General features: G+C 46.7%; 13 protein-coding genes and 1 CRISPR repeat array. Of the genes, 7 read left to right on the top strand and 6 right to left on the bottom strand.

Features of this window, described 5'->3' with window-relative positions; genetic code table 11:
• Positions 1–39: 39 nt before the first annotated feature.
• Positions 40–984, bottom strand: coding sequence for an NAD(P)/FAD-dependent oxidoreductase (locus QUB56_RS28600; RefSeq protein WP_332959687.1), 945 nt, complete (start codon positions 982–984; stop codon positions 40–42).
• Positions 985–1,253: 269 nt separating this feature from the next.
• Positions 1,254–2,015, bottom strand: a complete 762-nt coding sequence (locus tag QUB56_RS28595) for a cobalt-precorrin-6A reductase (protein ID WP_332959686.1) — start codon at positions 2,013–2,015, stop codon at positions 1,254–1,256.
• Positions 2,016–2,290: 275 nt separating this feature from the next.
• Here QUB56_RS28595 and QUB56_RS28590 point away from each other — a divergent pair, with 275 nt between their 5' ends.
• The gene (locus tag QUB56_RS28590; protein ID WP_332959685.1) at positions 2,291–3,109 is read left to right on the top strand and encodes a tetratricopeptide repeat protein; all 819 of its coding nucleotides are present in this window, start codon (positions 2,291–2,293) and stop codon (positions 3,107–3,109) included.
• A 201-nt stretch (positions 3,110–3,310) separates the two neighbouring features.
• Here the strand turns inward: QUB56_RS28590 and QUB56_RS28585 are convergent, their stop codons facing one another.
• Together QUB56_RS28585 and QUB56_RS28580 are read right to left on the bottom strand one after the other, a co-directional pair.
• Entirely contained in the window at positions 3,311–3,547 is a 237-nt protein-coding gene (locus QUB56_RS28585; protein ID WP_332959684.1) for a hypothetical protein, read from the bottom strand.
• A 357-nt stretch (positions 3,548–3,904) separates the two neighbouring features.
• A complete protein-coding gene (locus QUB56_RS28580; RefSeq protein ID WP_332959683.1) occupies positions 3,905–4,690 on the bottom strand; it encodes a TIGR01548 family HAD-type hydrolase in 786 nt (261 codons plus the stop codon).
• Between the two features lie 177 nt (positions 4,691–4,867).
• Here QUB56_RS28580 and QUB56_RS28575 point away from each other — a divergent pair, with 177 nt between their 5' ends.
• The 6 genes from QUB56_RS28575 (at position 4,868) to QUB56_RS28550 (ending at position 11,893) form a co-directional block, all read left to right on the top strand.
• Complete coding sequence (locus QUB56_RS28575) at positions 4,868–5,179, top strand: 30S ribosomal protein PSRP-3 (RefSeq protein WP_263053625.1); 312 nt, start codon at positions 4,868–4,870, stop codon at positions 5,177–5,179.
• Positions 5,180–5,598: 419 nt separating this feature from the next.
• Positions 5,599–6,672, top strand: coding sequence for a class I SAM-dependent methyltransferase (locus QUB56_RS28570; RefSeq protein WP_332959682.1), 1,074 nt, complete (start codon positions 5,599–5,601; stop codon positions 6,670–6,672).
• Between the two features lie 586 nt (positions 6,673–7,258).
• On the top strand, positions 7,259–7,987 hold the full coding sequence (locus QUB56_RS28565) for a Mo-dependent nitrogenase C-terminal domain-containing protein (protein WP_445243411.1): 729 nt from the start codon (positions 7,259–7,261) through the stop codon (positions 7,985–7,987).
• A gap of 60 nt (positions 7,988–8,047) precedes the next feature.
• Positions 8,048–8,245, top strand: a complete 198-nt coding sequence (locus QUB56_RS28560; protein WP_332959680.1) for a hypothetical protein — start codon at positions 8,048–8,050, stop codon at positions 8,243–8,245.
• A 627-nt stretch (positions 8,246–8,872) separates the two neighbouring features.
• Positions 8,873–9,913 (top strand): GTPase ObgE, encoded by a 1,041-nt coding sequence (obgE, locus tag QUB56_RS28555; protein ID WP_332959679.1) that lies wholly within the window; start codon positions 8,873–8,875, stop codon positions 9,911–9,913.
• 409 nt (positions 9,914–10,322) lie between these two features.
• A CRISPR array of direct repeats spans positions 10,323–11,207; the repeat unit is 37 nt; unit sequence GCCGGAATCAACCTAAATCCCTATCAGGGATTGAAAC.
• 521 nt (positions 11,208–11,728) lie between these two features.
• Positions 11,729–11,893, top strand: a complete 165-nt coding sequence (locus QUB56_RS28550; RefSeq protein ID WP_332959678.1) for a hypothetical protein — start codon at positions 11,729–11,731, stop codon at positions 11,891–11,893.
• Positions 11,894–11,951: 58 nt separating this feature from the next.
• Here QUB56_RS28550 and QUB56_RS28545 read toward each other — a convergent pair whose 3' ends face one another.
• Together QUB56_RS28545 and QUB56_RS28540 are read right to left on the bottom strand one after the other, a co-directional pair.
• Complete coding sequence (locus QUB56_RS28545) at positions 11,952–12,356, bottom strand: hypothetical protein (protein WP_332959677.1); 405 nt, start codon at positions 12,354–12,356, stop codon at positions 11,952–11,954.
• A 62-nt stretch (positions 12,357–12,418) separates the two neighbouring features.
• Positions 12,419–13,972, bottom strand: coding sequence for a serine hydrolase (locus QUB56_RS28540; protein WP_332959676.1), 1,554 nt, complete (start codon positions 13,970–13,972; stop codon positions 12,419–12,421).
• Positions 13,973–14,291: the final 319 nt, after the last annotated feature.

The raw sequence follows: 14,291 nt of genomic DNA, 5'->3' as shown, positions 1-14,291 counted from the left end.
ATAGCATCTATAACTGGATGGGATTACATTTTGTCAGCCCTAGCTACTGTTGCATGATTTTTGAAAATTGGTATAATCCTCAGGCGCAACCGGTGTGGCTGAACGTAAATCATGCAATAGTTTTTGGTCTGGTTGTACAGCTTTGATGCGATCCTGGGCGGCTTGGCTTTTGCCAGAAACATTTCGCTGAACTTGAAAGCGGAAGACGGATGCAACCAAATCCCAATAACGTGAAACAATGAAGGCAAGGCGATTGTGCAGGAAACGTTCAATGGTGGTTGGATGTGCCCAACTTGTCATCATCACTGTCCCAAAACGGCTGTATAATGCGTAGGTAAAATGTACGCCCAAAATCCATTTTGACATAAGCCAGTGCGCTGTACGAAATACATGATTTACTTGCGCGCCTTGTTTGGCTGCGAAAGTCGCCATGTCCAAGGCGCTCTTTCCGAAGCCAACGATTACAACTCGTTGATTATCGAATATATCAAGCGTGTGGACATCCCGTTCAGTGATGATTTTCCCGCCGAAATCTTCGATACCTGGAAATTCAGGTTTATTCTTTCCTTGTGTATATTGCCCAACTGAGATAACGACGTATCCAAATAATTGTTCGTGAACCCCTTCCTGGTTTTTATATCTTAATAGCCAGCCCTCTTCTGTTTCTTTTAGTTCGATAACTTCGTGATTTAACCGCACGTCAAGCTTTAGATGGTTGACCGCTTGCCCCCAATAATTCAGGATTTGTTCTCCGGTAGGATGTAAATCCGGCGTGAAGGGCCACGGAAAATCTGATAAATGATACTGTTCCCCGATATTTTGCAGGTGTATGTTTGCGTAGGCAACTGCCCATACTCCGCCCATCTTTTCGGATTTCTCAAAAACAACTGCTTGGAAGCCATTTTTCTGGAGAATATGGGCTGTCGTAAGGCCAGATATTCCCGCGCCAATAATGGCAATTGGCATACCGTTTTTGTATTGCATATATTTGAGTCTCCTGATTGGGTATGGTTATTAGAGTAATTTTGCTGAAGCAGTGACAAAAAATCGAAAAGCCTTGCACTGAGAAGAGTTTAAATCGATCGCTCTCAAAAAGACAGAGGCGTTGTCACCCCGTCAGATCCGCGACCTTAACCCCAACTGCTGATACTAGCTTAGTTGGTTATAGACGCTTGCTGCAGAGGAATCCTTGCAGTCTGGCTGCTACAACCTCAGTTGAGGCCTGGCACATTCCGATCGCCCCAAAGATGTAACTAATAACTAATAACTAATAACTGCTTAATTAGCCAAGCGATCGCCCCTTCAACATCAGCAACCTGCTCAACATCGGGAATCGGCGGCCGCTGCACCATCACAACCGGAAGTCCCAGTTCCCTAGCCGCAGCAATTTTAGCATAAGTAGCACCGCCCCCGCTATTTTTGCTAACAATTGTATCAATCTGATATTCTAATAGTAATTTCCGCTCGTCTTCCAAGGTAAAAGGCCCCCTTGCTAATAACAATTTACCGTTAGGAACAGGAGTATTTAGTGCAGGAGGATCGATCGCCCGCATCAAAAACCAAATAGCATCCAAACCCGCAAACTCCGCCAATTCCTGCCTGCCAATGGTGAGAAACACCCGCTGAGACTGCCCTAATAAAGCAATTGCCGCCTCCGAGTGGCTGGCAACTTCAATCCAGCGATCCCCCTCCACCCTCTCCCAAGCTGGACGCACCAGCATCAAATATGGCACATTACACTCAGCAGCAGCAACAGCAGCATTGGCAGAAATCTGAGCCGCAAACGGATGAGTAGCATCAATTAACAAGTCGATCGGGCGATCGAGCAAAAACGCAGCCAGCCCAGCCGCCCCACCAAACCCCCCAATTCGCACCGTACCCGTTTTTGGGCTAAAAGGCTGTTGAGTGCGTCCTGCTAGAGAAGATACCACCTCGATTTCAGCGATTTGAGACGCTCTTGCCGCCAAGGAAGCAGCATCCCCCGTCCCCCCCAAAATTAGTAACCGTTTTTTCACCAAATTACCCCTAACTTATGGCATTTTAGATTTTAGATTTTAGATTTTAGATTTTAGAATTGTAAATGGCTGATGAAATAAGCGTTTATATCATGGACGGTTACACCGTCCGTGATGTTGACGGTTGACTGTTGACTGTGAACAGTGAACCGTCAACAGTGAACTCGAATTTACTATTCCGATGCTAACGGATTTGATATTAGAGGTTGCCTACCGTGCAACGCCCGCAAATTCGGTTAATAATATGTTTAGTAAAGTTTAAACTGCCAACAACGATGATTCGCTCATTTTTCAGATTTTTTACAGTATTAATTGTAACCGGGTTAGTTTGGTTGGGAAATATCGCGCCCGCTACCGCACAAGTACAACCAACAGATATCGCCGATCCGCAGCAGGAATTGGGAGAACTCGTTCAAAAAGCTTTTGAAGCTACAAATGAAGGCAAATTTCCCGCCGCTGAAACTTTTTGGACTCAAATCATTGACAAATTTCCCTCACAAGCCCCCGCTTGGAGCAACCGAGGCAATTCTCGCGTCAGCCAAAACAAGCTACAAGCAGCAATTTCCGACTACGAAAGAGCGATCGAACTAGCTCCCGACGCCCCCGATCCCTACCTTAACCGCGGCACCGCCTTAGAAGGTTTAGGACGCTGGGAAGAAGCGATCGCCGATTACAATCACGTCCTAGAATTAGACCCCAACGATCCAGCAGCCTACAACAACCGAGGCAACGCCGAAGCCGGTTTAGGAAAATGGGAACAAGCAATTGCCGACTACAGCAAAGCCTTTGAATTAGCCCCCGAATACGCCTTTGCCCGCGCCAACCACGCCCTCGCACTTTATCAAAACGGGCAAACCAAAGAAGCAATTCGCAACATGAAAAACATCGTCCGCAGATACCCCCAATTTGCCGACATGAGAGCAGCCCTCAGCGCCTGTCTTTGGGAAGCCGGAAAGCGCGGCGAAGCTGAGAGCAATTGGGTAGCAGCCATCGGCCTCGATTCCCGCTACAAAGACCTCGATTGGGTTGCCAATACCCGCCGCTGGCCGCCAGTTGCAGTCAGCGCACTAGACAAATTCTTGCACTTGAAATAATCTCAAAACGCCCATAAAAAATTGCGAGCATCCCGATGATTGTGGGGTATTTTTCCTAAAAGGGATGCTCCCAATAATTGTCAAATGTCACCCGAAGCTATCAGGAAATAAATTATTGAATAACAATTATAATTCTTCCTCCTTCTTCCTTCTTTCCTCAATATTCACCAGTCCACCGCTCGTTGCCAAACTTCTTGATTCTCAAAACTCGTATTCAACTTCTCCGGCAACAATCCTATCTGTCACCAATCTTCTGTACAGTTCCAGTTCTTCTACAGTCACTTTTCCGTCAGCACAAATCGCTCTCTTGATGTCTTCCATTTCTTGCTTGGATATCTTGCCGTCAGCAACAGCTCGCTCGATTTGGACTTGGAGCTTTTCTAGTTGCCGAGTTTCTTCCAGCGTAGGTTGTTTAGCACTAGATCGCGAAACTAACATAGTTGCTTTCTCCTAGAGATTGACCTCTACTCTGTACTACGCCGCCGCCGCCGATATTGTCAACTCAAAGATGCAAAAATTGACAAATAAATGTAACAAAACTACATTTACTTGCCAATAGGATAAGGTGCCAAATTATTTAACAAAATTACACTTGTTTGTCAATAATATCCATGCCGGCTGTATCGGAATGATTAAACCGCAGAGGACACAGAGGATACAGAGAAAGGGAAGAGAGAGATGGATAATTCCGATGCGAACGGATTTGATATAATATCCGGTTCGCTAGGCGCAATCTACAGGAATTGTTTGTCCACAAAATAAGGTGCGGAATGCGTAGCCTACAGACTGGCTGGCCTACTGAACTAATTCTCGAATCCGCGCAGCCGTCAACTCCTCGACATTGCTGAAAACCTCTGCTGCACCGGCATTTTTCAGCACCGCAGCATAAGCCTCGCAGCGCACAGCATCATCCAAAACATGAGGCGGCAAAATTCCAGCCCCCAGCCAAACCCGATTTGGTTGCACTTCCCGCGCCTTCATAACCGTGTAAATATCGGCCACAGTATCTCCCGCGTAAATCACGGGCAAATTTTTTTCTAAACCGTGTAGGGTTTCCAACTGTTCAATTGCCGCGAAAAGTCCAGCCGGATCGGGTTTTCCCGGTGCATCTTCCATCGCCACCAACACGGGGGAATTTAAACTCAGTTTCCCTGACAAAACATAAGCAGCTTCGTCCCGCATCGCCCCGCTAAAAAAGCCCCAAACAACTCCCCCAACTGTTAAATTTTCCAGGTAAGCGGGAGTTAACAGCAGCGGTTCGCCGCAAATGTAACCAGTCCAATTTTCCTGGTCGGGCCCGCGATAGCGACTTTGGAAGAAAGCCACTAATTCGTCATAGTTGAGAGCGAGTTCGCTGCGCTTGAGCCCAATCCCCTCAAAATAACGGCAAACTAACTCGAAAGATGCCTGCCAGTCATTATTCCACACTCCCTCAGACTTCAGAGAGTCGATATCGAGAGAATTTGGGCGAAAAGCACCCGCTGTGAAATGCTCGACCGCATCCGCGATCGCCCGCCGGTAGGAACCGGACACATCCCGCACCACACCGTCAATGTCGAAGACTACTATAACTCTGTTCACAACTTAACCATCCTTGTACCTAGGGCGCGTGAGAACCCAAATTTTATCTGTTCCCAGCCCCTAAGCGGCCCTAAAACCAGCCGCGCCACAAAACTTTTAATGACCGATGACCCATTATCGAACACAGTGTGCTACGCTTAGCGATTGTAGAAATTTTTAACAAGTTCGATCGGAACCCTGGAGGTTTGCTTGTCCAAGTTCATCTTAAAAGTTCTCTGGCTAGAAGAGAATGTTGCCCTCGCCGTTGACCAAGTGGTCGGCAAAGGAACTAGCCCGCTGACATCATACTTTTTCTGGCCTCGCAAAGATGCCTGGGAAGACCTCAAAAACGAACTCGAAGCCAAACACTGGATTGCTGACAACGATCGGGTCGAAATTCTCAACCAAGCCACAGAAGTAATCAACTACTGGCAAGAGGAAGGCAGACGGCGCCCGATGACTGAAGCTCAGTCAAAGTTCCCTCAAGTGACTTTTACCGGCAGCAACTAAGCCCAGCTTTAAGTTGCTACCCATATAAATTGCCTGTTATGGCTCACGAGGGGAAGGAGAGAGGGGAGAAGGCGAGAAGATTTGACGCTTTTTCCACCTCGCCGTGAAACCTACCATTTAAATCCGCTACAGATGATCTTGATAATAACTCCGATTTTGGGACATACTCGCGTTTTGGGCTTGGTCGATTTTAGTTTTAAGATTTGAGATCGATCTAAAATAAAGCTCTCAAATCGGATTTTCTACAATCTAAAAAGACTAAGCAACACCAAATAAATCTCAAATCGGCTTTTTTATACTCTTAAATTGTACAGTCAGCTCTCAACCGCGTTCCCTATGACTAATGACTAATGACTAATGACTAATGACTAACGACTAATGACTAATGACTAATAACTAATGACTTCTTCGCGGATTTTATGGGCGCCGAAAGTACAATCAACCAGACCGAACAGCTACCGCTGGTAGTAAATCCCGACATTCTCCAGCAAGCTATCCTCTACAAAATTAATACTCGCATAGTCGCTCGCGGAGAATTAGCTTTCCCCTGCGTCCCGGGAATGCTAAACCACTATCTCAAGGCGATCGAACAGCTTTTTAGCACTCTCGACAGACCCCTGCCAGCAGACCGCAGAGACGAACTCAGCAAGCTTTTAGTCAACAAGTTAGAACAAGGCTACCGCAGCTCCACAGCATCGATGCTGATCCTGCAATACGAATCAGTACAGCCGCCGCAAACCGGTTTAGCCTGCAAAGTGATTGTTACTACCTCAACAGTTGGAGAACAGTACAAAAGCTGGGTAGACACCAGAGAACCTCCGCTTTTCGGCTCTCATCCAGATGCAAAATTGATGGCAACGGCTGCTAAATTGGGTACACCCGATCGAGTGCGGATTTTGGACGTGGGGGCTGGTACCGGCCGCAATACCTTGCCGCTGGCGAGATTGGGCTATTCTGTGGATGCGATCGAACTAGCTCCAGCTTTTGCAGAACAATTGAAAGCTGCAGTAACAGCCGAAAATCTTCCCGTCACAGTTACTGAAGGCGATGTGCTCGACCCCTTAATCCGGATGAAACCGGCCCGCTACCAGTTGGCAGTTGCCGCCGAAGTCATTTCACATTTTCGAGACAGCGATCAAGTACGGCTTTTCCTGGCTAAAATGTGCGATTCCCTGAGTCCCGGAGGTCTGTTGCTGTTCAGCACGTTTTTAACTGTCGGCGACTACCAGCCTGATGCCCTGGTGCGACAAGTTGCCCAACTTTCCTGGTCTACTTTATTTACGCCCCAAGAACTCGCTACCGCAATGGAAGGGTTGCCCTTAGTCCAAATATCCGACGAATTGGTGTTTGAGTACGAACGCCACCACCTGCCGGAAGGAGCCTGGCCGCCGACGCCCTGGTTTGCCAGTTGGTCCACCGGTCGAGATGTCTTCCCGATGGCAAACGCACGCCCGCCCATGGAATTGCGCTGGATTTTGTGCCGCAGAAGTTAAAAAAAAATCGGTCATTTCTAGACGGACACAGCAATCACACCCGTTAACAGGCGGTCACTATTTCCTCATATCTTTTTCTTTCAACAGCTTAAAGCCGGCTCGTTGTTAATATTGTCCTGCCGGCACAGAAAAATTTACAAAAATATATATTAAAATGTAAAGACAGCGAAGTTCGATCGCTCCTGAGTGAGAAACCCAGTACCTGATTAGATCCTTCGCTTGCCAACCTTTTATTTTTTGCGAAAAATAGGGTTGCTAAGGGCAATCGGGCTTAAATAAAAAATTCGATCGCCATCTCAATGGGTGCAACTAGAGTTAAGATAAATTCAAGAAACCTATTCCTTCTGATAGATGACATTTTAGGGAATAGAAAAAACCAATAGATTAGCTCGCTAGTTAGCGATGCTCCTGAGAAACACATATGCTTTTAACACGTCCACTACAAACGTTTGGAGCAATCTTCAGGCACCAACCTTCTACAAGTAGATCGTCGATCGAACAAAAAAGCAGTAATATTTTTTCGGAGGCAAATATTGCTCCCGCTGTAAACGACCAAATTGACTGGTATATCCAAATGGAAAGGCTAATGAGTAACCTTAAATCTTCCTGCACCAATGAAGAGATTACTGTTTGGCTGCGCGGATTGCTGACAATTGCTTGGGCAGACGGCAATTTTGACGAATACGAGCAAAAAATGATTGCGAATCTAACTGAGGATGAACTACATCCGGTATCTTTTGAGGGGAATTTTGAACCGATTACTGCAGAGGAACTAGCCGCTGCGTTTGGGCAAGACACCGCAAAAGGCGAGGATTTTTTGAGGACAGCAGTAATGGTAGCTTTGGCAGACGGTACATACTCGAGCAGCGAAGACGAGGTTATCTACAATTTTTGCACAGCTTTGGGTCAGAACGTGGAGGCTATCGAAGCTTTGCGACACACCATCGAAGACAGCAAGTGCGATCCGCAGGGGCCCAGCAGCCAAATAGTCTTTGATGCGATTGTCCCCCCCGTCGTCGGAACACCGCTTTCCTCTCGGCTACCTAAACCTCACCACAACAATGTCCTGCAACCGGTAAAAGACTGGCTCGACGGCTGGGAAATTCACGACCCCAGATTGGCACACTTTGTCTGTAAAATTATTCCGCCGCAGTGTCCGTTTGAGCGAGATATTGTATTATTTGGTCGCAAAATTGTCCACATTCCGGCGATGTGCCAGATTAACCCGCTTTACGAACAGTTAGTCGGGATGCGCTTTCGAGCTCTCTGCTATTTGGCAGATGAATGCAAGGAAGATGTATCGTCATATTGTTAGTAGGAGAGGGTAATTGCGAGTTGCTAGTTCATTCCTGGGCGCAGAACCTCTATTTGTAGAATGCGCCCACAAGCACGTTACGGCTATAATTCGCACTTTATAGCAGAAGGAAGAAGGAAGAAGGAAGAGGGAAGAAGGAAGAAGGAAGAAGCAGTAAGCTGTCGCGCATTTAAATTGCATATTCTAGGCGGGCGGGACCCCCACCCCACAAAAATTTTATTGTTTTTTGACATACAATTTAAATCCCGAACAGCTTAATAGCAATGGTTTCAGCGATTAAGAATGTCCTCACCGTCTTGGCGGTTGCTATAAATCAGTATTTGCGGAAGTCCTGTAATTAGCAATTGCTAATTTGTATGAGAGGATTGGCGAGGATTTAAAAACCTAATTTTTCCATAAAAAAACATTTTTACAGCTATCCGCCTCATTATAAAAACCCGGCTTATTCAGTTTTTGTGCGTGAGTATTGCTAATATCAAATCTGCTTTGATCGTACTAATTCAACAAAATTTTTTGTACCATCTTCAATCTTATACAAATTATTAAAAGTCCCAGATTTAGGAGCCGGACACGGCAGTGCCGTTTCCCTACAGATGGTCGCGTACAATCTTTCGCTCTGCACTACTTTTCAGAATTGGTAGAATTATATAGCAATCCTTGCAGGAGTCGTAAATTTTTTACCCCACCCCAACCCTCCCCAATGCCTTGGGGAGGGAGTAAGAAATTCTTTAGGATTGCTATATTTTTGTGGGAACTGTAAATCGCAAGTAAACTTGGCTGTCGTCCGCCGACCAGGACTAAAGGAATAGGGGAATAGGGTACTTGTATCTGGTATCATAATAAGTAATGACTATTGACTGCTGACTATTGACTACTGACTAAATTATGCAATTTATCGATCGAGCAGATATTCAAGTGGCAGCCGGCAAAGGCGGCGACGGTATGGTAGCTTTTCGCAGAGAGAAGTATGTTCCGGCGGGCGGGCCGAGCGGCGGCACGGGCGGGCGGGGCGGTTCTGTGTTTATGGTGGCGGTGGAAAGCCTGCAAACGCTGCTAGATTTTCAGTACAACCGGATTTTTAAAGCGGAAGACGGGAAGCGCGGCGCGCCGAAGAATATGACGGGGGCTTCTGGGGACGATCGCACAATTGAAGTTCCCTGCGGTACTGTAGTTTACGACGCGGAAACTCAGGCAATCTTAGCAGATTTAGTCAGGCCGGGACAGACTTTTTGCGTTGCCCAAGGCGGCAAAGGCGGTTTGGGGAATAAGTGTTTTCTGACTAATTCTAACCGCGCTCCAGATTATGCGATGCCGGGTAAAGAAGGCGAACACAAATTTTTGCGTTTGGAATTAAAGCTATTAGCTGAAGTGGGTATTCTCGGGATGCCGAATGCTGGCAAATCGACTTTAATTTCAGCTTTGTCTGCGGCTCGCCCCAAGATAGCAGATTATCCGTTTACAACTTTAGTCCCGAATTTGGGCGTAGTCAGAAAACCGACTGGCGACGGTACGGTGTTTGCAGATATTCCGGGATTGATTGAGGGAGCTCACGAAGGTGCTGGTTTGGGTTACGAGTTTTTGCGGCACATCGAACGCACTCGGTTGTTGCTGCATTTGATCGATATTACGGATGAAGATCCGATCGCCAATTACGTCACAATTCAGGAAGAGTTGAAAGCTTACAGGCGTGGTTTGGCGGATAAACCGCAGATTTTGGCTTTTAATAAGGTAGATGCGATCGACCTCGAAAGCGAAGAAATCGGTAATTTAATCAGCAGACTTAAAGAAATTAGCGGAGCTCCGATTTTGTTTATTTCGGCTGTGAGTCGAGTTGGGTTGGATGAATTGATGCAGCAAGTTTGGCAGAAACTCGACGAGATGAACGAGGAAGAGGCGGCGCAACTCGAAGCCGTGGCGAGTGTTTAATCGCTTTCTGGTTGCTGGAATTTCCGTGAATGGGTAGGTGTTTTTTTGAGGGGGTCAATCGATTTTAGATTTTAGATTTTAGATTTTAGATTGACCCCACGCATAAATGCGGGGGCTTGAGGATTTTCGATTTGCGATTTGGGATTGATTCCACAGATAAATCACGTGGCGGGTACCATCAAGAAATTCTTGGTCAAATCTTTCGGCTGTATGGCTGGTGTGGCAAGGGTTTGAGCCTCAATGCTGAAAAAAACGATTCACGGAAACGCTGAAATTATTGCTGTGTATAGCTTTGAGGGTTGTTGAAAATTTTGTCTCTTGACAGGGCGGTGGCTGAAATGATATTTTTTAGATGGTTCACGGAACTGTACCTTGAAAACTAAATACTGTAAGGCTTCTGGCACGGGCGGCCGGAATCAACCTAAATCCCTATCAGGGATTGAAACTGACCGTAAATTTCTGGGTTGTCGCCGCGGACGGTCGCGCCGGAATCAACCTAAATCCCTATCAGGGATTGAAACCCAATTATTTCGCCAGAATACGGATGGCGCACCGGCCGGAATCAACCTAAATCCCTATCAGGGATTGAAACGTAGCCTTGTATATGTCATAGATAATCTCATCTCTACGTGCCGGAATCAACCTAAATCCCTATCAGGGATTGAAACTGCTGTGACATGGTTAGCACGTACACCGTCCCGCACCGCCGGAATCAACCTAAATCCCTATCAGGGATTGAAACGAATATTTACTTTCAATTCCTGATAGTTGTGTTTTATTGCCGGAATCAACCTAAATCCCTATCAGGGATTGAAACTCAACGCCCCGCGCGCAGCCGACAAACACCGGGCAACGCCGGAATCAGCCTAAATCCCTATCAGGGATTGAAACAGGTTTTGCCGATCGCCAATCCATCCTTAATTCCCGACAAAGCCGGAATCAACCTAAATCCCTATCAGGGATTGAAACTCAATATGACCGAAGTACATAGGAACAGTATCGCTAGTTTCATCAAAGATTCCGGCCAAAGATTCCGGCCGGAATCAACCTAAATCCCTATTAGGGATTGAAACAAGAAGAATTTCGCTAGATACTGTTGATACTCTACTGCCGGAATCAACCTAAATCCCTATCAGGGATTGAAACACTACTGCCTCCAGGAAGGAGTGCTTCTCCTTCATGCCGGAATCAACCTAAATCCCTATCAGGGATTGAAACAGTGGAAAAACTAATTGAAAGTGCTAAATTTAAATTGCAGCCGGAATCAACCTAAATCCCTATCAGGGATTGATATCATGTCCGATCGATTAACCATAATATCCCGGTCGGGGCGGGTTTTTGAGATGGGAGATTGTGGGCAGGTATTGTTGGTGAACCCGCCCCTACAAAAATCGCGGTCGCTCGACCGGACATAATATGAAATTGCATTCAGTGCCAAAAAACTTGGGAAATTACACTCGATCGCACAAAAAAATCAGCAAAATTTATTGAAGCGTGGTATGGGTAGTTTGGCAATTCAAACCGAGGACAGACTTAAGCAACTCCATTTTACCAAAGACAGAATTAGCCTCGATTGGATGGACCGGCCAACCATTACCCTACCTCTAGTTTCCTATCCCCGCCGAATGCGACACCCGCACAGCGCCAGAAGTGGCAAGTATGCCGCGGTGGTTAGCGCATTCATTGAGAAGAAATCGATCGCGGCCTCACTACCGAAAGAATGTTGCGCGGATCGCCCGATCCGAAAGCTTAATCAATGATTTCATCTCCGGTAAATTACCCTGATTCCTGTAGGGGCGGCTTCACCAATAATATTTGCCAAAAACCGACAATCTCAAAAACCCGCCCCGGCAATTGTATTGTGGGCGATCGCACGCACATGATATGATTTCTCTAATCGGGCGATCGCTATTTCACAAATTCAGCCCTCAACGCATCAACAGCAAGAAACCGGGTTTTTTAACATTTCTGGGGCTGTAACAAAGTATTTCGTGAAAAACCCGGTTTCTGAACACCCGTGAGTAAGTCCGAAGTATTGTTAAATTCCGCTTGACTCGCGGATTTGCCCATTGTAATCAACTCTAATTCGGCCATCTTTAAAAACCGTAACAACCGTTTCTACAGTATAGACAGACGAACCGGGTTTGTAGCCCTTAAAAGTAAAAGTCCAACTTCCATCGCCATTATCAACAAACGGCGATTCCTTAGAAGTACCGTGCATAGAAGCTTCAGCTCGATACTTCCCTAAACCCCCATTGGCAGCTTCTGCAGCTTGACGGGCTAAGTTTTTAGCCCGATTGAGTTCGATATTGTTGTTAATCACTGTCACCCCGTCCGTCTGAGATTCAGGAGCAGGATTAGCATTACTCAAAGTGGGGGAGACTGCAACGGCTAAAGTTGAGAGTCCTACCAGACAAGCAAATCGGATGTTTAGTTTCATCATACAAACTCATTTATAGTTTGATAAAGTCTACAACACTTGCCCTAAAAAACCCGGTTGAATTTTCAATTTTTAATTTTAACTTGTGAATCCGCTGGCGTTTCGTCACCGTTCAAATAGCGGTAACTCATCCGAGAAATATCCCGAATTAATGTTTGAGCTGGTTTCTCCGTTTCCGGCGGATGCTTCACCATCACCGCCAGCAAATAACGCTTACCGTTAGGCAAATCCACCATCCCCGCATCCGCAAGCATTGTATTAATATTTCCGGTTTTGTGAGCAATAACTGCACCCTCGCCCAAACCTCTCGGCAGCAAAGAATCGTTTTTAGTTTGGCGCATGATTTGCAAAATGCGATCGCGCGATTTCACCGATACCAGATTTCCCCGATCGATCTGGGCTATGATATTAATCAAATCCTGCGGACTCGTAGTATTACTTCCCTCCAAATCCGGCAAATTATTGCGGATAACCGTCGCCCTCAAACCCCAATTTGCAAACTGCTGATTCAACACATCAGCACCTCCCAACAACTCAATCATCATATTTGTCGCCGTATTGTCGCTGACAACAATCATCTTTTTGGCAACTTCCAAAGCCGAATACTTCTTACCCGGTGCGTCGTCTTGCATCTCCCCAGAACCGCCCACAATGTGTTCGGGCTTCAGCGTCAGCATCTGATCTAACTGCACTTTGCCCTCCTCTACTGCTTGGAAAAAAGCTACTAAAATTGGTACTTTAATCGTGCTAGCTGAAGCAAAAGCAGTATCGCCGTTAAAATTTAGGTAGCTTCCAGTATCTAAATCGACTAGAAATATTCCCGCTGTCAAAGTAGGATTTTCTGTTGCTAAAACCTGAACTTGCGTTTTCAAAGCCCCTAATTCTTGATTCAGTTGCAGCACTTCTGCAGCCGCCGGTGCTGCAGATGCGCTATCGGCTGGGTTTTTCTGCCCTGCGGTGGTTTCTTCTTCTGCCGCTACACTCGATGCTCGACTCACACCATTCACCACAGACAGCATTGTCCCGCAAATCACCGCAATCCCAACTCCCAAAATCAGCAAGCGAGTAGCGTACACCAACGGCGGCACGGTCCGGGGTGCAGAGCGTTTGCCGGCTCTCTGGCTCGCTTGGGGACGCGGTTTCGACACGGGGGCTTTTTTGGTATTTGGGCGCGATCGCGTGTCTGGAATGCGCGCAGGAGGCTCCTGGGGAGTTGGAGTCGAAAGCTCGCTGGTGGGATTGCTGGCGATCGAACTCACGTTTGGCCGATTCGGGTTCGGAAAATCGAACAAATCCACAGCAGCGAGGCTTTTTTTGCCTGGTTGGCGACTGTTCGACGGGGGAATTTTGCTGATTCTGGGTTTTCTGGGGTTAATGGCAGATCTAGGATCGGATAAAAAGTCTTGTCCAGTCAAATCTTCCGAAGGTGCGGGAGAATTGGCTCTAATTCTGCTGCTGCGGCCCTGTTGCGGTGCCAAAGTCACAGGTTGTGGCGATCGAATTTCTGAATTGCCGTTTTGCGGTTGCTCCCGGCGGCGGTCCGAGTTGCCAGACTCACTTGCTTTGCCGGACTTAGGCTGCTTTGAGCCGGAGTTGGGAGAGGATATCGAGGATATCACCGATAATATCGATCCTTTGGGAAACCGCTCTGCCACGTCTTACTCCTTCATCACTACTGTAAAGTTCAAGTTTAAGATTTTTCAGCTTGCCAGCCAATCAATTTTAGATTTTAGATTTTAGATTTTAGATTTGCCCCAGACGCTGCATGGTATCAGCAACCGGGTTTATTGCTCGCAAATTATCGCAAAGCTTAGGTTTTTAGTCAAGAAACCCCCTTAGGAAGGTGACAAGTGGGTACAGGATTTTAGATTTTAGATTTTAGATTTTAGATTTGCCCCAGACGCTGCATGGTATCAGCAACCGGGTTTATTGCTCGCA

The sequence above is a fragment of the Microcoleus sp. AR_TQ3_B6 genome (genome assembly GCF_036702785.1).
Taxonomy (GTDB): Bacteria; Cyanobacteriota; Cyanobacteriia; order Cyanobacteriales; family Microcoleaceae; genus Microcoleus.
This window is presented reverse-complemented; position numbering and strand designations above follow the sequence as displayed.